We start from the raw sequence: 24,693 nt of genomic DNA on the forward strand, positions 1-24,693 counted from the left end.
AATACAGCCGCTTTTATGTTATGGAGTAATTATAGGAAATTGAATAGTAAATATAGATCCTTCCTCCAGTTTGCTTTCAATATGCAGCTTTCCTTGAAGACTGTTGATTATCTGCATGGCTGCCATCATGCCTAAACCGGTTCCGGCTCTTCCTTTCGTTGTAAAATAAGGCTCTCCTATTCTGGCCATTTGCTCTTTCGTCATGCCCAATCCAGTATCAGAAATAGTAATGGTCAGTTTTTTATTATTCTCTATTGTTTCAATCGTAAGGATCCCGCTCTGAGGCATCGCCTCAATACAGTTTTTGCATATATTTAACAAACATTGTTGAATTAATTGTGATTCTCCTTTTATAAAAAATGGATGAATGGATGTTTGGATAACAATGCTGTTCATATTAGCAAGCGGTGTGATAATATCCACTATTTTCAACAATTCTTTTTTTATATTCAATACTTCTATATTTTCTGGAGAGGGTTTGGCAAAAGTTAAATAATTGCGGATAATTTTATCTGCACGGTCTATTTCATTAATAGAAATCGTCAAGTATTCTTTCCTTTTGGCTTCATCTACATCCATCTGCCCCAGCAGTTGTAAAAATCCTTTTACCACTGCTAAAGGATTGCGCACTTCATGAGAAATCGATGAGGCAAGATGGCTGACCATTTCCATCTTTTCAGAACGAATTACCTTTTGTTTAAAATAAATGCTTTCATGAAATTCTTCAAAAAGATATACGATTAATAATCCAGAAATCAGGGTAATCACAAGATAAAACACGATAAAAAGTCCTTCTAAATAAACATGAAAAAACACAATGGACAGCGTTACAAAAAGGATAGAACTCGAAAATGCGATCAACGTGACGGTTAAGATTCGTTTCTTTTTCGAGTAATGATAAAATTTCTCGGTAAATAGCAATAATAATAATAAGGTGAAAGTAATCATAACCATTGTTGCAATTGCTCCGGAACCGCCAAATATACATCTATAGCCAATTGTAACAACAGCTAAACAGATGCTGTAAACTCTTCCTCTATATAAACCACCCATTACTAATGGAATTAAGCGCAAATCAAAAAAATAATGTTTTAATATTGTAATTGGAAACGTAATACAACTGATAATTGCTAGAGAAAAAGTTAAAAAAAGAAAAAAATTTTTGGTTGATTTCGAAAAATGATTTGATTTTAATTCAATGATTAATGGGATAAATAATGTGAAAACAATGATAAAAAGCACATTTAGTAATAACTCACGCAAGCCGAACATACAGCTGATAACCCTCCCCAGTGGTCGCCATTCTAACAATTGTAATTGAAAGAGTAATAAAATTAATATAGGTGAAACTGAAGAAAATAGCAATAAATCATTATGAGTAATAAATTTTATCGTTCAGCATACTTCTTTGAAGGTAGTAGCACCTTGAAAATTATGATATATTACAAAAGATGTTGAAGATATGGATGATAAAGTGAATCTTCCATCTGTGGGGGTTTTTCTGCCCGTTAAGAGTGGGATAAAAAAAGATAGTAACTATCTAATCTATTCTTAAGTAATTACGAAAAAATACATGGAGTTGAAAAATATATGCTGCATCAGTTTTCAAGGAATGAATTAGCGATTGGGAAAGAAGGCTTGGACCAGTTAAAAAACAGTACAGTAGCGGTTTTAGGAATTGGCGGTGTAGGGTCGTTTGCTGCAGAAGCACTTGCAAGATCTGGAGTTGGGAAGATTATCTTAATTGATAAAGATGATGTGGATATCACGAATGTAAATCGTCAAATAATTGCTTTGCTTTCTACTGTGGGTCGGCCAAAAGTAGAAATTATGCAAGAAAGAATCGCTGATATAAACCCGAAATGCGATGTAATCGCTTTGAAAATGTTTTATACAGAAGAAACATATGAAGAAATTTTTGATTATGGCTTAGATTATGTAGTAGATGCTTCAGATACGATAAGCTATAAGATTCATTTAATGAAAGAGTGTTTAAACCGAAATATTCCGATTATATCCAGTATGGGTGCTGCTAATAAAATGGATCCGACTCGGTTCCAAATAGCTGACATAAGCAAAACCCATACAGACCCTATTGCAAAGGTTATCCGCACGCGTTTGAGAAAAGAAGGAATTCGCAAAGGGATCCCTGTCGTATTCTCCGATGAAAGCCCAATTGTTATTCGGGAAGATATACGAAAAGTAGTAGGAAAAGAAGATGCAGCTATAAGGAAAGCAAAAATGCCACCATCTTCCAATGCCTTCGTGCCATCTGTGGCTGGATTAATTATGGCAAGCCATGTAGTGAAAGAACTTTTAGGTGATATTAAAATTATAAGAGTAAAAGATGAAAAGTAAGCAGAGAACCCTCCATGGATATGGAGGGTTTTTTGCTAAGTAAACAAAAAAAGAAATAGCGTTGTGGATAACTTAAACAATTGTTCCTTACAGCTCCGAAAGTACAGGATGCACAATCCGTTTGCATTTATCCTATAGTTCCCCTGAATAATCGAGAAATAAAATGGATATTATTGCAAATATCTATTGACGACACATAATGTATTAGTGTACTATTTGTTTAGTACACTAATACATTATGTGTCAGGGGGAAAACAATGAATGCTTTTAAAGGGTTGTTACAAAAAGATATAAAGCTTTCGAAGACATTTTTTTATACGTTTTTAATCATGATGGCAATTGCCATTGCTACAGGCCTTGGATTTTCTGGATATTATAAATCTTATGACCTAGTGGCAGCCATCTCTTTTGGTTTAGTTGCTGCGCATTTTATTTATCTTCCAATTTCTATTTTCAGTTCTTTAAAGTTGGAAGGAAAGACACAATTGTGGCTTCATAATCCAAACAGCAGCATAAAGCTGCTTTTTTCCAAAATCCTATCGAGTCTAATATTTTCCAGCATTTCTCTCGTTATCAGTATTTTCCTTGCGAATATATGTTTAAATATGTCCGAAAAAATGGATGTATTCTTCACAAGTGCTGACTTGCTGTATATGGGGATTTTTGCGCTAATTATTTCAAGTTATATTAGTATATGGATTATTTTTTATTGGGTTGTATATCATTCTTTAGCAAGAATCACATGGATCAAAAAAATTAGATGGCTTGTTCTCATCATTATTTGGAATGCTTGGAGTGCATTCACTTATTTTATTGATAAACTTCCATTTATAATGGCGTTAAAACAAATGAGTATTATAAAGTTAGGCAAGGCGTTTCAATTTCAAGCCGGGGAAAACTCTTTTAGTGCAGGAATTGAATCGACGGAAGTATCTCTTGTTGTCGTTGTTGGTTATTTTGGTATCATGGTTGTTTTATTTCTTGTCTCTTCCTGGTTATTGGATAGAAAAGTGGAGGTGTAACGTGTATGGCAGATGACTACCAGTCACCTAGACCAATCTACATGCAAATTGTCGACAAAATCATGCTGCAAGTTGCGCGAAATGAATTAAAGCCTGGACAGAAGTTGCCTTCCGTTAGAGAGATGGCTATTGAATCAGGGGTGAATCCAAATACCGTACAACGAACATATGGGGAATTGGAAAGAATGCAAATAGTAGAAACAAAAAGAGGTCAAGGAACGTTTATTACTAAGAATAAGGAGATAGTAGAAGAGATGAGAAAAAAGCTTCAGTTTGAAGTGGTAGATCAATTTATTTCCAAAATGAAAGAATTAGGCATGACAGAAGCAGAAATGATCGATCAGCTCCATTATTATATGAAAGAAAGGGAAGGGGAATAATCCGTGATTGAATTCCAGCAGGTTACGAAAAAATACGGAAAAGAAAAAGCTTTAGACAACGTTAATTTGCGATTGGAAAAAGGAAAGATATATGGACTTGTCGGAGCAAATGGCAGCGGGAAATCTACCACCTTAAAACTAATTGCAGGATTGGTTCAGACGACTTCAGGCCACGTTATAGTCAACCAAAAAGCAGCCACTCGAAAAATAGCAAGCGATGTTGCTTATTTGACAGAGTTGGATATGTTTTATGAGGGATTTACTGTGAAAGATATGATTGTATTTGCTGCTTCTCAGTTTTCGGATTTCCAACCGGAAAAAGCAGAGGAATTAGTAAAATTTATGAATTTAAATCCTTTGAATAAAATTAAAAATCTATCAAAAGGAAATAGAGGTAGATTAAAACTTGTTATTTGTTTAAGTCGAAAAGTGCCAGTCCTTTTATTAGATGAACCATTTTCTGGTCTAGATCCTATGGTAAGAGAATCGATAGTGAAAGGGATATTAACCTTTATTGATTTGGAGGAGCAGACCGTCATTATTGCCACGCATGAAATAACAGAAATGGAGCCGCTGCTTGATGAAATGATTGCGATAAATAATGGCAAAATAATTGGCCAGTATCCGATTGATCAATTAAGAGAGGAAAAAGGGCAATCTGTACTCGATTGGATAAAAGAAAATATAAAACATTCTTATTAGGATGACAGGAAGGTGAATCCGTTGACTAGTTTAGTAGAAATTAAAAATGTTTCGAAAGTAATTAAAGGAAAAAAGATTATTGACTCGTTAAGTTTTAATGTAGAAGCGGGAGAAGTATTTGGTTTTTTAGGTCCGAATGGTGCAGGGAAAACAACAACGATACGGATGATTGTTGGTTTAATCAGCATGAGCGAAGGCGATATTTTTATCTGCAAGGAAAGTGTCCGAAAAAACTTTGAAAAAGCTGTGCAGCATGTTGGGGCAATCGTAGAAAATCCAGAAATGTATAAGTTTTTAAGCGGCTATCAAAATCTTATTCATTATGCACGCATGACAAAAGGAATTACGAAAGAAAAAATCATGGAAGTAGTCGAATTAGTAGGATTAAAAGACCGCATTCATGATAAGGTCAGAACGTATTCCCTTGGGATGAGACAACGGCTCGGGCTTGCTCAAAGCTTGCTGCATGACCCAAAGGTTCTCATTCTAGATGAGCCGACAAATGGTTTAGATCCTGCTGGAATTCGTGAAATTAGAGATCATTTGCGTATGCTTGCAAGAGAACGAAATATGGCCGTCATTGTGTCCAGTCATTTGTTATCAGAAATGGAAATGATGTGCGACCGAATTGGCATTATTCAAAATGGGCAGTTAGTGGATGTTCAATTAGTAAAAGATTTTGTTCATACAAAAGAGAAGATGTACGAAATAGAAGTAGATAATGCAGATCTAGCTGCAGAAATAATGAGCAAAAGCGTGCCAGAAGTGAAAGTGGCAATTACCGAAAAAGGAATAGAAGCTGCTCTAGCTCGGGAAGAATTGCCGGCCATTATTAAACAGATGGCAGTTAGTGATGTACAAATTTATGGAGTCAAAGAAATTTCTCAAACTTTAGAAGATCGTTTCTTAGAAGTAACAAGCGCACAGGGGGGAGAATAGATGATACAGCTAATTCAGAATGAATGGATGAAAATTTGGAAACGGCCAGCAACCATTGTAATGGTGATTATTTTGCTGCTTATTGTTGCAGTTGTCGGTGCATTTATGAAGCATCAGCAAAGTGGATTAACGGTTCCGGATAATGAGAATTGGAAACACGGCTTGCAAATGGAGAATAAAGGATATAAAGACCAATTGGAAAATGGGGGACTCCCGCCAGAATCAGAAAATTTTTATAAAAAGCAAATTGCTGTTAATGAATATCGTATAGCACATGATATATCAACAAATGTTGATTACTCTGTATGGGATTTTGTGCAAGATGGATCTCAGCTTATTATACTGGCAGGACTGTTTACGATCATTATTGCAGCAGGTATTGTAGCGAATGAATTTAATTGGGGAACGGTAAAATTATTATTAATTCGCCCTATTAGCAGAACGAAGCTACTGCTATCCAAGTATATTACGGTTGTATTATTCGGCTTTTTTATGCTGATCGTATTGTTTGTGTTTTCTTTTATTCTGGGGACAGTGCTATTTGGATTTCCGGAACATGCTTATCCGTATTTAACCTACTACAACGGGACGGTTAAAGAGCAGAGCATGATTGTCCATTTAATTATTTACTATGGATTAAATTCGATTAGTGTTCTTATGCTGACAACTATGGCATTTATGATTTCCACTGTTTTTCGAAACAGTTCGCTTGCCATCGGTGTTTCTATCTTTTTAATGTTTATGGGGACAACGATTACAGTTATGTTAGCCGGCAAATTTGAATGGGCAAAATACATTTTATTTGCAAACACAGATCTTACCCAATATTTTGATGGAGCTCCAATGGTTAGCGGAATGACTTTAACTTTTTCCGTTCTTATGCTGATCATCTACTTTTTGCTCTTTCATGTTCTTGCATTTTATGTGTTTAAGAAGAGAGATGTAGCAGCTTAAGATGCAAGAAAAAGGCAGAGTGGCTTAGCACTTTGTCTTTTTTATTGTCTAGCGTACAATGTCAAATACTTTTTCAAGTTTTTTAGGTAACTCAAACACACTTACCTCAATTTCTTTTTTTTACAAGTAACAATTAACCAAGTTGTTTATCCCACACTTAACGGGCAGTAAAACCCCTACCTCAAGATGCTGAGAAATCGAGGAAGCAAGGTGGGGGATAACTGCCCGTAAAGATCCGATAAGTTCAACAAACCATCAGTGGGGGATGAACAAAACCCCCACTGATGGAAGGTTCACTTTATAAAATAGACGCATTTTCCTGTAGTAGTGGTATTTATCATATAGAAAGCTGCTTCACTTTAAATTAAAGCAGAGAGTAGAAACCTAAACAATAGATGAAGAGAAAGTAGGTTATCGGTTAACTTTTTTAGGATTTAACAATATTGCTCCATAAATAAAATGGCCTACCATGGTCCGCATTTTTAAGAGGCGTGGTGGGTTCAGTTATTGTTATGATATCTCCCTACGCAAAACATATTTATAAAAAAGAAGGCAGATCAAACCAAGAGGAGTTACAAATAGCTAGACACAATAACGAAATCAAAACACGAAATTCAGAATAGATCATATTTTTCTTCGGTTTATTTTGTCTGAAACATGACCTACGATAAATTCACCCATGACTTCACTAATTACAATTAATATGAATAATCCCCGTTTCAGCAGTCCCTATTTTTCGGGTGAAATAGATTTCCAAAAAAGTACATCTGCCATTTGAGATTAGCCCTCGCCTAAGCTTGATATTTGGATGGATATCTTTTAATTTCATAAATCCAGCGAAATAGTTGATGACGTAACGAATCGCGGGGCACTCAATATCAATTGGGATAAAGTGTCGGATGCAGGTGGTTATCTGGTGGAAATAAACAACGGTGAAAAATACGTCAGTTATGATGTCGGAAATGTGGCGTCTTGGAATACAACGGGAATCACTTTATTTGGAGATTCAAAAGACTTACCTTTAGACCCGACAGCGTATTACAAAGCAACTAATGCTGATGCGCCACAGTCTCTCTTGGACAAAAAAGCATATGATATTCGAGTACGAGCATATACGATGAATGATTCTTTCGAACCACCAAGTGAAACAAGTAAAATAAATGGTCCGAGGGGTACGAGTGCTCCTTCTACAAACATTTACGGAAGCATTGTTCCTGAAGATAATTTAATTGGGTTGGAAGATTATTTTACGACTGGCACCCATCAGATGGGGAACGCAGAAGCGGCAGTTAATGTTACAACAGGGAATCTGGATTTTAGCATAACCGATCATTCCTTGTTTACAAGAGGAGAGTTAGGATTTGATTTTACCCGTTACTATAATTCAAAATCAAATCAATCCTCTGTTTTAGGAAAAGGATGGACGTTTGAAGGAAATGAATCCCTAGTTAAAAAGTTCTCTTCTTCTAATTAATACTATTGGGATGAAGATGGAACGAGACATGAATTTGTGTTTAATTCCAGTACAAGCAGCTACACTTCTCCTAAAGGGAAATATTTAACATTAAAAAATGAAACGGTGAACGGAAAAGCAGGTTTTTCATTAAAAGATAAAGATGGATTTACAAAGTATTTTGAACTAGACCCAAGTAATGGGGATAAGTATCGATTATACGCATATCAAGATTCGAACAATAATAAAATTTTATTTAGTTATACGGGTACCCAATTAACCGAAATTGCGGAAGTAGATGCTTCGAATACAACGATTCGAAATAGTATTAAACTTTCTTACGACACTGCAGGTAAATTGGAGAAAACAAGCTTTAAAGATCGTTCGATTGAATACAAGTATAACAATTACAATGAATTAGTTAATACTATAGTTCATTCAACTGGTACAGATAAGACAATTACGAATACGTATTCTTATAATGATATTGGCTTATTAAATACGTATATTGATGGGAAAAATCATCCAAACTCTCTGGATTATAAAACCAATAGTATTTCCGTTTTGACTCCACAAGAAAATGGATTAGGGTCGGTTAAAACGGATTATGCTTACAATAAAAAGGTTAATAGTTATGTAGTCAGTGATACTACAGGGAAAGAGACCACTTATAAACGAGATACAACGAATAATACGTTTGCAGTTTCAGATGTTCAAAATGCAGATAATACAACGAGTAAAACGGTGTATGATTCCAACTATAATGTGCTGTCTGAAACGGATGAAAATGGAAAAACAGAAACCAATCAATATGATGTCAATGGAAATGTAGTGAAATCTATAGATAAAGAGGAAAAAACAACCTCTTATGTATATGATGGGAAGAACCAGGTGTTGGAACAAACGGATCCGGATGGGATTAAAACGGTTAATACGTATATTGGATACAATCTAGAAAGCAGTACAGTGGGAGAAGAAGTAACGAAACATGAGTATGATGGATACGGAAGAGAAACAAAAGTTACGTACCCAAATAATACGTTTACCACAACCACTTATGATGAAGTGAATAAAAAAACAACGATTACGGATGCCAAAGGAAATACAACAAGTACAGTATATAACGATTATGGTGAGGTAATTAGTGAAACAGATGGAGAAAACCGTACGACCAGCTATACACTAGATTTATTGGATCCAGCAATCAAAACATCTGTGACAGATGGAAAAGGAAATACAACAAGCTATCATTACGATGATAATGGCAATATGACTGCATTAACCAATGCCAATGGGAAAACAAAAACGTACAAGTATGATGGAAATGATGAATTGTTAGAATCTGTTTTCCCTGTGAATAATACACAAACGATAAAAGTCACCAATACGTATGACGAAAATGGAAATCTGAAGACAGTAAAACAAGCTTCTGGTATAACGGAAGATTATGCGTATGATGATGTGGATCAATTAAAAACGGTGACGGTGAAGAAAAGTAGTGGTCAAGATTCGTTACAGTGGACGAATACTTTTGATGATGCAGGACAGCTATTAACTAGAAACTTTAAGGATTTGGCACTAAACAAGCCGTTAGTAGATAAGGTATATACGTATACAGCTAATAATTTAACCGCTACGTATAAACAAGGAAACTATTCTACCAATTATGGATACGACGAGATGGCTCGTTTAAAAAATGAAACGACTAATTACAGTGATACTGAACAGGCGTTAAAGATTAATCAAGCTATTACTTATACTGCTGAAGGGAAAGTCGATACTGTCATAGCGGACGCTGGTGGAGATTCTCTTATTTCAATGGATTATTCGTATGATCTCCAACAAAATAAAGCAGCGGTTAGTTTCCAAGGTGGACTGTTTAAAAATGCTTTTGCTTATGACAGCAGCAATAACTTAACATCCATCGACTATACAAAAGGAAGCGAAACACCGCCAGCCCTATCTTTTGGTTACACATACGACAAATCAGGCAATATTAAAACAGAAACAAGTCGAAATGGTACAGCCCAATACGTGTATGATGCGAATAATCAATTAATCAAAGAAACATTGCCAAACGGTTCTACGAATGAGTTTCAATACGATAAAGTAGGCAATCGAACAAAGCTTATTCAAAATGGCACAGAAACGAATTATACGTATAATGATGGGAATCAGATCGCAACGAAAAATGGTGTTCCTTCATTCACGTATGATGCGGATGGAAACCTAAAAAAGGATGACAAGTATCAATATGAATACAATGATTTAGGTGCCCAAACAAAAGTAACAACGTTAGCCAATTCTGAAGTAGCAAAATATGAGTACGATGAAGAAGGCTTACGAACGAAAAAAATCATTGGCACTAAAACGTATGAATATTATTATGACGGAGAAGATGACAATCTTGGGTTAGAGGTAACAAAAGAGAATAACCAAATCCAAAAGTATCGCTACTATCAATGGAATGATGCTGGAAAAGTAGTGGGTATGGTTGTAAAAGATAAAAATGCATCCGGTGCATGGCAAACGAACACCTACTATTTCTGGACAAACCAGCGTGGGGATGTAACAAGTATTGTTGATAACAAAGGTACAGAAGTAGGTTCCTATACTTATGATGCATTTGGGAATGTGTTAAGTGAAAGTGGAACGATTGCGAAAGAGAATTCGATTCGTTATGCTAGTTATTATTACGATCAGGAAACCAAGCATTATTATTTACAGGCGAGATATTATGATCCGCAGAATGGTAATTTCTTAGCATTGGATCCATATCCAGGAGATGATAATGATACATTATCACAGAATGGATATACTTATGCTAGTAATAATCCAGTTATGTTTGTTGATCCAGATGGTAATAATCCAATTTTAGTTGCAATAGGAATAGTGGCTTTAAATATAGCTATATATCAAGGGAAAAAACAGGCAATTAAATATCTAACAAAACAGATACCTAAAGCAGTAAAGTCATTGAAGAAAAATTATAATATTAAATTTAATCAAGGAAGTAATCTAGTGCTGGTAACAAAGAAAGGACATAAAGGAAAGGGAGGCCGAGTATTTTCTGTTGAGTATGGTAGAGCAACATTTATAAATAAAGCTAATCCAAAAAAGAAAAAAATAGTTAAAGATGCTTGGCATTTCCACATTGGTGATGGCCATTATACTATACCTGGGGTAGCACCTAGAGGCTATAGAATCCAAAAATAAAAAGGAGAAAAATATGGGTTCACTAAACGTTTTTATTCAGAAAAATTTGGAAAAATCAGGGAGTAATCTATGTTTTTATGAGATTGGAATTGATAAGGGTGGCGTAGATTTATACAATAAATTTTTAGTAGATATGATTAAAAACTTGAATCCTCCTACTATCTATATAATTTTTAGTGAAATGGAATCCAATTTACAAATAGTAAAGGGAAATTTAAAATCGTTAGGATTGAATAAATTATTAATTTTAGAAAAAGACAATACATTCATTATTGAACCAAATAACCTTGGAAAATTAAGTTATATAATAAAGGACCTTTTAGATTCGGTTATGATTGGTTTATCTGCTTATATAATTTTAGGGGGAAATCCTGAGTTAGAGAAGTGTCTTTTAGAACAAAAAGTAGATATAAAGAACCTAGATGATATTATTAGTCTTTCAACTACATTGTTAGTTGTCCATGAACAAGGATTATCCTTAATTACAAAAGGTAAATCTCTAGTAAATACAAAGGATGTTATTGAAATAATACCACTAGATGTGAAGATAGATTATTTAAATACCGATAGTTAAATTTATTTTATAAAGTAAACTTCCATCAGTGGGGATTTTTCCTCATCCCCCACTGATGGTTAGTTGCACTTATCGGACCTTTACGGGCAGTTATCCCCCACCTGGCTTCCTCGATTTCTCGGCATCTTGAGGTGGAGGTCTTACTGCCCGTTAAGAGTGGGGTGAAATTCGAACTAACTTATTTTCCGTTTTTAAGGAAATTCATGTTTAAGAAGTCAATAATCTTGAATAATTAATTAACTTTTAATCAATGAGAATATTGAAATAAGAGGAAATAAGAGTAGATTCCGATAGGGGCTGCTCTTATTTTTTTCCTTGAGAAAACTACGAAAGGCTTTATAGTAAACAAAACTCACAGTGGGTTGCGATCCATTAAGTAGACAAAATAAATTCGGATTTATCTGTTAATGTCAGTGTTATCAAGGTATAACTTAACTTCTTCTTATCATCCTGGATCTGAGAATGGGCAACTAGGATAAGAAGGAGTTTATGTGGCCTTGAAGCCAATGGGAATACGACAAGTACGTCTTACAATGACTATGGAAGAGTTAGACAGGAAAAATTTAAAACATCTGAATATGATAAATATGTATTTGTTAGTAACTCAAACTTCGCAAAGAGAATGATGAAGAGGCAGCTTGTTAAAACAAGGTATTACTACAAAAAAATAGTAGAGTTGATTTTTTTAACTATCATCTTTCAACGTTAATCTACCAACAGGTGAAACCTAAGTCTGTTTTCTAAAAGGTGGGTGTTTTTACCGGGTCCAGCGACAGCAACCACCCTATTTAAAGCATTAAAGTTTGAAAAAATACCAATAGAAAAAGCAACATTGGCAAAAAATCCGAAACTCCTTTACTAACAACCACAAAGATCCGACAACAGCGAATAAGAAACTTTTTATAATAGGATCCTTCACGCCATCCTTTCCTCAAAAACATAAATGAACCACCTTTCCGCAGCAATAATTCTATTTCAATCTAAGCTGTCTTTTTCTTTTCCATGTGGCTTTACGATATAATAGTGGGAAGAAGTTGTATTAAGAAGGTGTTAAAAATGAACGGTGAACCACTTGCCTATCGAATGAGACCAACTACCATTGACGAATTAGTCGGGCAAAAGGACATAATTGGGAAACAGACAAGTTTATATAAAATGATTAAAAATGACTATGTGCCATCCATGCTTTTATATGGGGAGCCAGGGATTGGAAAGACTTCGATTGCATTTGCTATAGCGGGAACCACAAAGATTCCTTTTATTGCGTTAAATGCAACAACCGCTGGAAAAAAAGATGTGGAGGCAGTTGTAGACGAAGCAAGGATTACGGGAAAGGTCATACTTTTTTTAGATGAAATCCATCGCTTCAACAAGGCTCAGCAGGACTACCTGCTTCCACATGTAGAGCGGGGAGATATCGCCTTAATAGGAGCAACAACGGAAAATCCATATCACGATGTAAATCCTGCCATCCGAAGCAGATGTGGACAAATCAAGCAATTAAAACGGTTAACTGCTGATGATATAGAAGAATTATTGCATCGAGCGATTAAAGATAAGGAAAAAGGGTTAGGGAGTCTCGAAATTCAAATTTCCGAAGAACAAATAAAGAAAATCGCTTTGGGAACAAATGGGGATGCAAGAAAATCATTAACCTTATTGGAATCGATCATCTATTCTTCTGATAAAAAAGAGAATGTCTATATAATAGAAGATGAGACGATTAAGCAAATGTTGGACAAAGTCGGTGTATATGGGGATAAAAAGGGTTCCCATTTTTACAATCTTTTATCAAGCCTGCAAAAAAGCATCAGAGGCAGTGACGTAGATGCTGCTTTGTATTATTTAGCTCATCTAATCGAAACAGGTGATTTAGTTGCATTGAATCGGAGGCTTTTAGTCATTGCCTATGAGGATATTGGTCTTGCAAAAACCTCTGTTGGAAATAATGTTTTAGCAGCTGTTACTGCAAGTGAACGCCTTGGTTTGCCAGAAGCGAGGATTCCTTTATCTGTTGCAGTTGTGGAGATGTGTTTATCTTCTAAATCCAATTCGGCCTATAAGGCATTAGATCAAGCAATTGCTGCAGTACGTGAAGGCGAAGTGGGCGATATTCCTATGCATTTAAGAGACGGTCATTACGCCGGTTCTAAAACTTTAGGACATATTGGATATGTCTATCCACATGATTTTCCAATTGGAACATTTGGGGGCTGGGTGAAACAAGATTATCTTCCGGAAAAATTAAAAGGAACGCAGTACTATCACCCAACAGAAGCAGGAGAAGAGAAAAAGCTGGGAGCCATCTATGAAAAATTAGCGGGATTCCGAAAAGAAAAAGAGTAGAAATGGGTTAGTTCGGCCTGATCATAAACATCAGGCCCTTTTTATTGCTTAGGAAATTATAAACGAAATAGAGTGGTGGATAACTAAGCAGTATGGTCCGCATCCAGCTCCGACGTACAGGATGTACTAGTGCCGATGTTGCCACAGGACGTGGCGTAGTTAATCGGCCAGTTTGTACGGCGATGATCAAGGCGCTTGCGCTTTTGTTCTTTGATACAATAGTTTTCGAAATGCGAAATAAATAATTTACAAACTATTCGAAAAATTGATAAAATCAACTAATAATATCGTTGGGAAGTGACCAAGGTGAAAATAGATAAAATTATCTTGGAGCATATAAAAATGCCATTGCTCCATCCATTTGAAACAAGTTTTGGAAAACTGCTTGAAAAAGATTTTTTACTTATACGAATACATAGTGGAGAACATATTGGCTACGGAGAGTCAGTTGCACTGCCAAATCCAACTTATAGTGAAGAAACGACTGGAACAATTCAGTATATGCTGGATGAATTTCTAATCCCGTTGCTATTCAGCAATAAAATAGAACATCCCGACGATGTTTCGGCAGTTTTTGCTCCGATAAGAAGAAATAATATGGCGAAAGCGGCACTAGAAGGAGCCGTTTGGGATCTGTACAGCAAGCAGCAAGGAATACCGCTTGCAAAAGCACTTGGTGGAATGAAAAAAAACATTGACGTAGGAGTCAGCATTGGCATTGAAAAATCCACGGAAGCTTTGCTGGCAAAGGTGGAGAAGTTTTTAACAGAAGGATACAAAAAAATAAAAGTGAAAATAAAACCAGGGTATGATATTGAACCACTTCAAAAAATTAGAGAACGCTTTGGCTACGATATTCCTTTAATGGCAGACGCCAATTCTTCGTACACATTGGATGATATGGATCGATTAAAGGAATTGGATCCGCTAAAACTGATAATGATTGAACAGCCCCTTAGCTTTGACGATATTTTGGATCATGCAAAGCTGCAAAAACAAATAAATACGCCTATCTGTTTAGACGAAAGCATTCATTCAGCAGAAGATGTTCGCAAAGCGATTGAATGTGGAAGCTGTCAAATAATAAATATAAAAATTGGCAGAGTTGGCGGGCTGACAGAAGCAAAAAAGATACATGATATTTGTATAAAGCATCATATCCCGGTTTGGTGTGGAGGAATGCTGGAAGCAGGTATTGGACGTGCACATAATATTGCTATTACCTCATTGGGGAATTTTACGATTGCTGGTGATACATCTGCGTCGAGTCGTTATTGGAAGGAAGATATTATTACTCCTGAAGTGGAACTGTCAGCTCCAGGATCAATTTCCGTTCCAGAAACACCTGGATTAGGCTATGAATTAAATGAGGATGTTATTCGCCGCTACTTATTAGATCGAAAAGTGTATGAACCGAAATAACGTTTTTTAGAAAGGAGAGGCAGCAGTGACTGATTCTTCCACTAGCTACAACGTAAAATTAATAAAAGACAAGTTAGAGATACAACAGGTCGTGGACTTTCAAAAAGAAATATGGGGAGAAGAAAATGTCACTCCATTAGCTCATCTAATGGCATCCATTCATAATGGAGGTTTTTTAATTGGAGCTTTTCATGATACTTATTTAGTTGGCTTTTGCTATGGATTTCCAGGATATAAAAAAGGAGAAAATTATATCGTTTCACACATGATGGCAGTAAACGAAACAATCCGCAGCAGTGGAATAGGATTCCGATTAAAAAAAGAACAAAAAAAATGGGCCCTCGAACAAGGAATTTCAAAAATCATATGGACCTTTGATCCATTGGAATCAAGAAATGCCTATTTAAATATTCATAAACTTGGCGGGTATATAAAAACATATTTACCGAATTACTACGGTGAAATGGATGATGACTTAAATAGAGGGATGCCATCCGATCGTTTTTTATTGGAATGGGATTTGCACCGCATTCCAATAAATACTTCTTCTTATCCTATGGAGAGTATAATTCAATTTCACCAATTAATTCCTTTGAAAATAGAAAATAAGGAAAAATGGGATGCTGTGTATTATAAGGTTCCTGTTCCAAAAGATATACATAAGATAAAGCAACAAGACTTTACGATTGCCAAAAAGTGGCGGACATTAATTGGCTGTTGCTTTCAGGAATTATTTAAGCTGGGTTATGAAATAGTTGATTTTCAAAAAACAGACGATTCTGTTAATTATTATATTGTGAAAAAACGGAGGTAGCGGATGGAGGAGAAAATTAAAGAGTGGGTAGAAAAACGAGAGCAAGAAATAAAAGCGTTATATCATTATTTGCATCAAAATGGGGAAATTAGCTGGGAAGAAAAAAAGACAACTGATTTTATTTGTAAACAACTAGAACAGATGAAGATCCCTTATCAGAGGTTTGCTGATCAAACAGGTGTTATTGGAATGTGGGGAATGAATAGTAAAGGTCCAGTGATTGGATTAAGGACCGATATGGATGCATTATGGCAAAATGTCAATGGTGAATGGAAAGCGAATCATTCTTGCGGCCATGATGCACATATGACAATCCTGCTTTTTACGCTGCAGTGTTTAAAGGAACTGGGGATGGAGCCAACAGGAAAAATAAAATGTATTTTTCAGCCTGCCGAGGAAACAGGTGCTGGTGCATTATCTTTCATCCATAAAGGCTTAATGGAGGATATTGATTATTTAGTCGGCCTGCATGTCAGACCGATTCAAGAAATGCCCTTTGGTAAAGCTTCTGCCGCTATTTATCATGGTGCAGCAGCAATTTTGAAAGGGAAAATATACGGTGTTCAAGCACATGCAGCCCGCCATCACTTAGGCATAAATGTAATTGACAGTTTAACTGCCATTAACACAGCTATTCGCTCTATACCTGTTAATCCTGTTATACCCGCAACTGTTAAAATGACATATGCACAGGCAGGCGGAAAAAACTTTAATATAATTCCCGATTATGCTGAATTTGGAATAGACATACGGGCACAAACAAATCAAGCAATGGAAGATTTGTTAGAAAGAGTAAAGCAAAGTATCCAAAGTGCTGGAAAAGCAAATGGAGCGAAAATAGAGTTGGAACTTTTATCAGAAATGGTTGCCGCACAACAAAATAAGTGGATGGAAAAAATCGTCGGAGACAGCATTAAAGAGATGTTAGGAACAGATAACCTTGTACCTCCGCCTGTAACACCTGGAGGAGAAGATTTTCATTTTTATCCAAGGAATAACGAGAAATTGCAAGCAACCATGGTTGGTTTAGGTACAGACTTGAAGCCCGGACTACACCATCCTAATATGAGCTTTCATTTGGACAGTTTGTTGAATGGCATAAAAATTATGGCACTGGCAGCATGGAAGATGAATCAAAAATAAAGTGAACCTTTCCATCAGTGGGGTTTTCTTCATCCCCCACTGATGGTTAGTTGAACTTATCGGACCTTTACGGGCAGTTATCCCCCACCTAGCTTCTTCGATTAAGTGGGGGGCTTACTGCCCGTTAAGAGTGGGATAAAGCGGGAAATGCTGTCTAATGGACGGTATTTTTCAAAAGATAAGAAAGTATAAGTTTTCTGAAGTCTGACAAGTGTCTAGCTCCAGCACCCTATCGACTTCAACACTTCCCTCACCTCGTTTACGATAAGTCAACATCGACACTTGCGTTCTTTTTGTTTCCTTTATCACGTTTTAACGGGCAGTAAGAAAGTACAATAAAAATGGATAGCGCACAAAAAACTGCCCGTAAAAACCTGATCGACTCAACTAACCATCAGGGAAAGATCATCCCCTGATGGAAGGTTCGCCTTATCTCACTTAAAGTACACAAATTAAGAACGCCACGTCCTTATGTCTTCATTTGTGTGATCCACATCCTGTGGAACTCACCTTATTCTGTCGATGAGCAAGGGAGCTTGCGCTTTTCTTATAAATTCTTAGTGAACTATCCTTATATGTAAAAGGATTAATTCCTAGAAAAGATTCGAAATAGGAAAAAAAAATAAAAAATATGATATCCTATTGAATAGATAGGAAATGATGTATTTATAATGAAAACGAAAGTATTTAGTTAAAAAAGAGAAGGATGCCACAAATGTTGAGGAATTATGCTATAATCTTTTCTGTCCATCAGATTACTATATAAAGAAAATGCTATTTTTATTTAGACAATGAAGCTAAATTAACGATTTAATAAGAAGTAGGATTTAAAAAGTTTGTTATTTTAAAGAGGATAATCGGTTTTTTTGTCCTTTTCAGTAATTAAATGAAACGTACACAAAATAATTAAAATTTTTTCAGAATAATAGGGGGCAATAAGATGAAGATTTCGACAAAAGGTCGATACGGACTGACAATAATGATGGAACTTGCAAAAAAACATGGAGATGGACCAATTTCGCTTAAGTCAATTGCACAGACAAATGATTTATCAGAACACTATTTGGAGCAATTGGTTGCACCATTAAGAAATGCTGGATATGTAAGAAGTATACGAGGAGCTTATGGTGGTTATGTTTTAGGAGATGACCCAAATAATATTACTGCAGGTGATATTATTCGAACGTTGGAAGGTCCTATAAGTCCAGTCGAAGGAATTGAGAATGAGGAGCCTGCCAAAAAAGCGTTGTGGATGAAAATTAGAGATGCTGTAAAGGATGTTTTAGACAGCACGACAATCGAAGATTTAGCAAATTATCAAGAGGAAGGAGAAACAGGAGCTTATATGTTTTATATTTAAGAACAGAACAATAAGCCTTGATTTCTACGTTGTTCGCCTTGTTTGGATGCTTCTTACAGTAAAAACTTAGCTCCTCCCAAGGCTTCATGATTTGCCTGCAGTTTCTGTATAGGTTATTTTGTCGGAAATCTGCCTTATATATGTCTATGTGATGAATGTTTATTTTGGATCGGTGTTTTGAAAGCGGCAAGCAGGGAAAAAACCAACTAAAATTTAGCAGTAGGTGAAAAAAGTGGAACGAATTTATGTGGATCATGCGGCAACAGCCCCGATGCATCCAAAAGTAATAGATAAAATTTGTCATGTGATGAATGACTATTATGGAAATCCATCCAGTATTCATTCTTTTGGAAGAGAAGCAAGAAATATCGTGGACAATGCAAGAGCTGTTTTAGCAGCAAGTATAGGTGCTGAAAGTTCAGAAATTGTTTTTACCAGCGGCGGAACAGAAGCGGATAATCATGCGATTTTTGGCGTAGCGGAAAGCTATAGCAAAAAAGGAAAGCATATTATTACAACACAAATCGAACATCATGCTGTTTTGCATGCATGCCAGCAGCTAGAATTAAAAGGGTTTGATGTTACTTATCTTCCAGTTAATGAAGATGGCGTTATATCCTTAGATGATTTAAAAGAAGCATTAAGAGACGATACGATTCTAGTAACGATTATGTATGGCAATAATGAGGTAGGATCAATTCAGCCTATAAAGGAAATTGGGGAATTATTAAAAGATCATCAGACAGTTTTTCATACAGATGCCGTACAAGCATATGGTTTAGAAGAGATCAACGTAAAAGAACAGCATATTAATTTATTATCTGTTTCCTCTCATAAAATAAATGGTCCCAAAGGAATCGGTTTCTTATATATAGAAAGCTCTATAAGCTTATCGCCCCGTTTATATGGAGGGGAGCAGGAGCGAAAAAGAAGAGCAGGGACAGAAAACGTTCCTTCCGTTGCAGGATTTCAGCTGGCTGTTGAAATTGCAAAAATCGAAAGAACGCAAAAAAGGGAGCAGTTGAAAAAGTTTAAAGAAATTCTTTTACAACAATTATCAGACCATCATATTTCTTATGAACAAAACGGAATAGTTGATAAATCACTGCCCCATGTTTTAAACTTAAGCTTTCCGGGCACCAATGTGGAAGCAATGCTGGTTAATTTAGATTTGGCAGGAATTGCAGCATCCAGCGGTTCTGCCTGTACAGCAGGTTCGATCGATCCATCACATGTATTAGTCAGCATGTTTGGAGAACATTCAAAACGAACAAAAAATTCTATTCGTTTTAGCTTCGGACTACACAATACAGAAGAACAAATAGAAAAAGTTGGTCAGGAGTTAGTGAAAATCGTTCAAAGATTAACAAAAAAATAACTTGTCTTAACGTGTAATTTTTCTAAAAACGGACGAATTTCCATAAATAGAAGGAGAAAGGAATAAGGGGGATAGACAAATGGAAAAAGCGCCAAAAGATACAAGAGTAGTAGTAGGCATGTCAGGGGGAGTCGATTCCTCTGTTGCCGCACTGCTCTTAAAAGAGCAAGGATATGATGTTATCGGCATATTTATGAAAAACTGGGATGATACAGATGAATTTGGTGTATGTACAGCGACAGAAGATTATGAAGATGTTATCCGTGTGTGCAACCAAATAGGCATTCCATATTATGCGGTGAATTTTGAAAAGCAGTATTGGGATAAAGTATTTACTTATTTTCTGGACGAATATAAAGCGGGAAGAACACCGAATCCAGATGTCATGTGCAACAAGGAAATTAAATTTAAAGCATTCCTTGAACATGCAATGAATTTAGGAGCCGATTATTTAGCGACAGGACATTACGCTCAAGTTGTCAGAGAAAATGGAAAAGTTCGGATGCTCCGCGGTAAAGATGATAATAAAGACCAAACGTATTTTTTAAATCAATTAACAGAAGAGCAACTAAGTAAAGTAATGTTTCCGATCGGCAATATAGAAAAAGCAAAAGTTCGAGAAATAGCTACAAAAGCAAACCTGGCAACAGCTGCAAAAAAAGACAGTACAGGTATATGCTTTATCGGAGAACGTAATTTTAAAGAGTTTTTAAGCGGTTATTTACCTGCACAAAAGGGCAATATGGAAACGTTTGACGGCAAAGTAGTCGGTCGACATGATGGGTTGATGTATTATACGATTGGACAAAGACATGGATTGGGAATTGGCGGAAGCGGAGATCCATGGTTTGTCTTTGGGAAAGATTTGCAAAGAAATGTTTTATTTGTTGGTCAAGGATTCCACCATGAATTATTATATTCTGACAGCATTATTGCAACAGATGTAAGCTGGGTTTCTTCTGAAACAGCTTCTGAGTCTTTTGAGTGCACGGCAAAATTTAGGTATCGCCAGCCGGATAATAAAGTAACGGTAGAGCGTTTGGATGATAATAAAGTAAAAGTTATTTTCCATGAGCCAATCCGAGCGATTACTCCTGGACAGGCAGTCGTATTTTATCAAGGAGAAGAGTGCCTTGGCGGAGGAACAATCGATACTGTATTTAGAAATAAGGAAAAATTAACATATGTAGGATAACAATTAGGAAGAGAAACAGTAAAAAGTTATTTCTCGTCTTTTTCGATGAAACAAATGATGGAATCGAAGTGGATGGGAATTTCATTTTATGTTTCTTTTTTTTGTTCCATTAACGGAGTAAAATTTTTTTGCGAAATGGTTTTAATAGAATAAAGCCAAATTGGGATAAAGACGAGTAAGAAATAATTATGCTATACTTTGTACATAAAGTAAGTACTGGAGTGTATTAAATGGAAAATAATCAACTTGGAATAAACTATATGCAAGAAGGAAAATGGGAAGAAGCAGCTAAAGTTTTTATGGAGGAAATTGAAAAGAATCCTCAAAATCCTGTTTCTTATATAAATTTTGGAAATGTACTATCGGCGCTGGGGGATCAGGAAAGGGCATTAACGTTTTATAAAAAAGCAATCGAACTGGATGAAAATGCAGCCGCTGCTTATTATAGTGCGGGAAATGTTTATTTTGAAAATGAAAAGCTGGAAGAAGCAAAAACAATGTTTGAAACGGCAATAAATAAAGGACTTGAAAATAGCGATACTTTTTTTATGTTAGGTCTTACTCTTATTAGTTTAGAAAAATCGACAATGGCTATTCCTTATTTGCAAAGAGCGGTTGAGCTGAATGACCAAGATGCAGAAGCGTATTTTCAATTAGGATTATGCCTTGCACAAGCAGAATATATAGAGGAAGCGATCAATCAGTTTAATCAGTGTGTTCAATTGGATCCTGATCATGCAGATGCTTATTATAATTTAGGGGTTGCATATGGCTTTAAAGAGGATTCAAAAAAAGCAATGGAAATGTTTAATAAAGCATTAGCAATTCAGCCGGATCACATGCTTGCGGGATACGGAAAAAAAATATTAGAATCGTAAAACTACGCTAATTTTTTGGATAAAGTATGGAAGAAAGGAGGATAATGGTTGGAAGAACAAAACTCAATGGATCTTTTTGCTGAACAAAAGAAGTATATAAAAGGACGTCATCTTGTGACGATCTTTCATAATGAGCAAAATTTATATACTGTCATGAGAATTCGCGTTGATGAAACAAATGACAGCTACGATGAAAAAGAAGCCGTTATTACTGGCTATCTGCCAAAAATTCATGAAGAAGAAACTTATTGTTTTTTTGGTGATTTTAAAGAGCATCCTAAATTCGGCACGCAATTCCATGTTGATTCATTTCGCAAGGAGATGCCGCAGACAAAACAAGGCATTATAACCTATTTATCCAGTGATTTATTTAAAGGGATCGGTCGGAAAACAGCGGAAAATATTGTGGAAACGTTAGGTGAAAATGCGATTTCGCAAATTTTAAATAAACCATCCTTGCTTGATTCCGTACCAAAGCTTCCGCCAGATAAAGCAAAGCTTGTGTATGATACGCTAATGAATCACCAAGGACTTGAGCAGGCCATGATTGCTTTGAATCAATATGGCTTTGGTCCTCAGCTATCGATGAAGATATATCAAGCTTATAAAGAGATGACATTGGATATTATACAGTCGAACCCGTATAAATTAGTGGAAGATATCGAAGGGATCGGTTTCGGAAGGGCAGATGATTTAGGGTCGCAGTTAGGTCTCACAGGCAATCATCCTGATCGTTTAAAGGCAGGATGCTTTTATATTTTGGAATCAGCAAGCCTGCAGGAAGGCCATGTTTATATTCAAGCAGAGCAATTATTAGAAAAAGTAAAAGATCTTCTCGAAGAAAATAACCAGGAAACAATTGAATTTTCGAGCATTGCTGAACAGCTTATACAGTTGGAGAAAGAAAAGAAAATAATTGCAGAAGATAAAAAAATCTATTTGCCATCCCTTTATTATTCGGAAAAAGGATTCGTGCAAAATATTCAAAGGATCTTAGAACAAACAGAATATGCAGAGCAATTTCCAGAATCGGAGTTTTTATTAGCATTAGGGAATTTAGAGGACAGATTGGGAGTGCAATATGCACCTTCCCAAAAAGAAGCGATTCAAACTGCTTTAATGTCGCCGATGCTTATGTTAACAGGTGGACCGGGGACTGGAAAAACGACGGTTATTAAAGGGATTGTAGAACTTTATGGAGTACTGCATGGATGTTCATTGGATCCAAAAGAATATAAAAAAGAGGAAGTTTTCCCTTTTATTTTAGCTGCTCCTACCGGAAGAGCGGCTAAACGAATGACGGAATCAACAGGTCTTCCAGCTGTTACCATACATCGATTATTAGGATGGAATGGCTCTGGAGAATTTGATCGGGATGAAGACAATCCGTTAGCTGGGAAAATTTTAATTGTCGATGAAACATCTATGGTAGATATATGGCTGGCCCATCAATTATTTAAAGCATTGCCAGACCATATTCAAGTTATCCTTGTAGGGGATGAAGATCAATTGCCATCAGTTGGACCTGGACAAGTGTTAAAAGATATGCTTGCGTCCCAATGCATTCCGACCGTCCGTTTAGTGGATATTTATCGTCAAGCAGAAGGTTCTTCGATTATAGAGCTTGCCCACGAAATAAAAAAGGGTGCATTGCCTGCCAATATCATGATGCAGCAAAAAGATCGGTCCTTTATTAAGTGCATGCCAAGCCAGATTGGGGAAGCGATTAAAAAAGTTGTGTTAAATGCAAAAAATAAAGGGTATGCACCAATGGATATTCAAGTGCTGGCACCGATGTATAGAGGTCCTGCTGGAATTGACCGACTCAATGTTATTCTTCAGGAGATTTTAAATCCCAACCCGGATGGGACAAGGAAAGAGCTGCAGTTTGGAGATGTTAAATACCGTATTGGAGACAAAGTGCTTCAGCTGGTTAATCAGCCGGAAAACCATGTTTATAATGGGGACATGGGAGAAATAGTGTCTATTTTTTATGCGAAAGAAAATACCGAAAAGCAGGATATGGTAGTCGTTGCTTTTGATGGTATAGAAGCAACCTACACACGTCAGGATTTAAATCAGATTACTCATGCATTCTGCTGCTCTGTCCATAAATCGCAAGGTAGTGAATTTCCGATTGTTATTATGCCTGTTGTAAAGAGCTATTATCGCATGTTAAAACGCAATTTGCTATATACAGGAATTACAAGAAGCAAACAATTTCTAATTCTTTGTGGGGAAGTGGAGGCAATGGAAATAGGCGTCAGCAGAACTGATGAGCTCTCCAGGCAAACATCCCTCCAGGAAAAATTAAAAGAAACTTTTTCAAATTTAAGTGATTCAAATAAAAAAGAAGATTTGTCTGAAGAAGATGTTCACATGCTTTACAGTGATCGAATAAATGAGATAGATCCTTTAATAGGGATGGAAAATATATCTCCTTATGATTTTTTGGATGAAGAGGCAGCTGCTAAAACATAAAGGATTTTTATGTGGAATAGCTGCTTTTTTCTAGTTTAAAAATTAGTGATAGCCACCCACGTTAAGTGACTCTTCTCT

The 24,693-nt window shown here is 36.1% G+C and carries 19 protein-coding genes; 18 read left to right on the top strand and 1 reads right to left on the bottom strand.

Annotated elements, in window-relative coordinates; genetic code table 11:
- Positions 1 to 18: 18 nt before the first annotated feature.
- A complete protein-coding gene (locus ACTYBU_RS12520) occupies positions 19 to 1,272 on the bottom strand; it encodes an ATP-binding protein (protein ID WP_445490198.1) in 1,254 nt (417 codons plus the stop codon).
- Positions 1,273 to 1,590: 318 nt separating this feature from the next.
- Here ACTYBU_RS12520 and ACTYBU_RS12525 point away from each other — a divergent pair, with 318 nt between their 5' ends.
- The 18 genes from ACTYBU_RS12525 to recD2 all read left to right on the top strand — a co-directional run bounded on the left by ACTYBU_RS12525 (position 1,591) and on the right by recD2 (position 24,615).
- Positions 1,591 to 2,358 (top strand): tRNA threonylcarbamoyladenosine dehydratase, encoded by a 768-nt coding sequence (locus ACTYBU_RS12525; protein ID WP_445490200.1) that lies wholly within the window; start codon positions 1,591 to 1,593, stop codon positions 2,356 to 2,358.
- Positions 2,359 to 2,615: 257 nt separating this feature from the next.
- Entirely contained in the window at positions 2,616 to 3,380 is a 765-nt protein-coding gene (locus ACTYBU_RS12530) for a hypothetical protein (protein WP_445490202.1), read from the top strand.
- A gap of 5 nt (positions 3,381 to 3,385) precedes the next feature.
- The gene (locus ACTYBU_RS12535; RefSeq protein ID WP_445490204.1) at positions 3,386 to 3,760 is read left to right on the top strand and encodes a GntR family transcriptional regulator; all 375 of its coding nucleotides are present in this window, start codon (positions 3,386 to 3,388) and stop codon (positions 3,758 to 3,760) included.
- 3 nt (positions 3,761 to 3,763) lie between these two features.
- On the top strand, positions 3,764 to 4,462 hold the full coding sequence (locus ACTYBU_RS12540) for an ABC transporter ATP-binding protein (RefSeq protein ID WP_445490206.1): 699 nt from the start codon (positions 3,764 to 3,766) through the stop codon (positions 4,460 to 4,462).
- A 21-nt stretch (positions 4,463 to 4,483) separates the two neighbouring features.
- The gene (locus ACTYBU_RS12545; protein WP_445490208.1) at positions 4,484 to 5,401 is read left to right on the top strand and encodes an ABC transporter ATP-binding protein; all 918 of its coding nucleotides are present in this window, start codon (positions 4,484 to 4,486) and stop codon (positions 5,399 to 5,401) included.
- Positions 5,402 to 6,355, top strand: coding sequence for an ABC transporter permease (locus tag ACTYBU_RS12550; RefSeq protein WP_445490210.1), 954 nt, complete (start codon positions 5,402 to 5,404; stop codon positions 6,353 to 6,355).
- Positions 6,356 to 7,271: 916 nt separating this feature from the next.
- Positions 7,272 to 7,829, top strand: coding sequence for a DUF6531 domain-containing protein (locus ACTYBU_RS12555; RefSeq protein WP_445490212.1), 558 nt, complete (start codon positions 7,272 to 7,274; stop codon positions 7,827 to 7,829).
- Positions 7,830 to 7,865: 36 nt separating this feature from the next.
- Positions 7,866 to 11,024, top strand: a complete 3,159-nt coding sequence (locus ACTYBU_RS12560) for an RHS repeat-associated core domain-containing protein (RefSeq protein ID WP_445490214.1) — start codon at positions 7,866 to 7,868, stop codon at positions 11,022 to 11,024.
- Between the two features lie 13 nt (positions 11,025 to 11,037).
- Positions 11,038 to 11,598 (top strand): hypothetical protein, encoded by a 561-nt coding sequence (locus ACTYBU_RS12565; RefSeq protein WP_445490216.1) that lies wholly within the window; start codon positions 11,038 to 11,040, stop codon positions 11,596 to 11,598.
- 1,056 nt (positions 11,599 to 12,654) lie between these two features.
- On the top strand, positions 12,655 to 13,944 hold the full coding sequence (locus ACTYBU_RS12570) for a replication-associated recombination protein A (RefSeq protein WP_445490218.1): 1,290 nt from the start codon (positions 12,655 to 12,657) through the stop codon (positions 13,942 to 13,944).
- Positions 13,945 to 14,250: 306 nt separating this feature from the next.
- On the top strand, positions 14,251 to 15,366 hold the full coding sequence (menC, locus tag ACTYBU_RS12575) for an o-succinylbenzoate synthase (protein WP_445490220.1): 1,116 nt from the start codon (positions 14,251 to 14,253) through the stop codon (positions 15,364 to 15,366).
- A gap of 25 nt (positions 15,367 to 15,391) precedes the next feature.
- Positions 15,392 to 16,180 carry a GNAT family N-acetyltransferase gene (locus tag ACTYBU_RS12580; protein ID WP_445490222.1) on the top strand — a complete coding sequence of 263 codons (789 nt, stop codon included), beginning with the start codon at positions 15,392 to 15,394 and terminating at the stop codon, positions 16,178 to 16,180.
- Between the two features lie 3 nt (positions 16,181 to 16,183).
- Positions 16,184 to 17,323, top strand: coding sequence for a M20 peptidase aminoacylase family protein (locus ACTYBU_RS12585; protein ID WP_445490225.1), 1,140 nt, complete (start codon positions 16,184 to 16,186; stop codon positions 17,321 to 17,323).
- A gap of 940 nt (positions 17,324 to 18,263) precedes the next feature.
- A complete protein-coding gene (gene cymR, locus ACTYBU_RS12590; RefSeq protein ID WP_445490227.1) occupies positions 18,264 to 18,683 on the top strand; it encodes a cysteine metabolism transcriptional regulator CymR in 420 nt (139 codons plus the stop codon).
- Positions 18,684 to 18,915: 232 nt separating this feature from the next.
- A complete protein-coding gene (locus tag ACTYBU_RS12595) occupies positions 18,916 to 20,061 on the top strand; it encodes a cysteine desulfurase family protein (protein ID WP_445490529.1) in 1,146 nt (381 codons plus the stop codon).
- 79 nt (positions 20,062 to 20,140) lie between these two features.
- Positions 20,141 to 21,256 (top strand): tRNA 2-thiouridine(34) synthase MnmA, encoded by a 1,116-nt coding sequence (gene mnmA, locus ACTYBU_RS12600; RefSeq protein ID WP_445490229.1) that lies wholly within the window; start codon positions 20,141 to 20,143, stop codon positions 21,254 to 21,256.
- 230 nt (positions 21,257 to 21,486) lie between these two features.
- Entirely contained in the window at positions 21,487 to 22,134 is a 648-nt protein-coding gene (locus ACTYBU_RS12605; protein WP_445490231.1) for a tetratricopeptide repeat protein, read from the top strand.
- 48 nt (positions 22,135 to 22,182) lie between these two features.
- A complete protein-coding gene (recD2, locus tag ACTYBU_RS12610; protein ID WP_445490233.1) occupies positions 22,183 to 24,615 on the top strand; it encodes an SF1B family DNA helicase RecD2 in 2,433 nt (810 codons plus the stop codon).
- Positions 24,616 to 24,693: the final 78 nt, after the last annotated feature.

This window comes from Niallia sp. 03133, assembly GCF_052663225.1.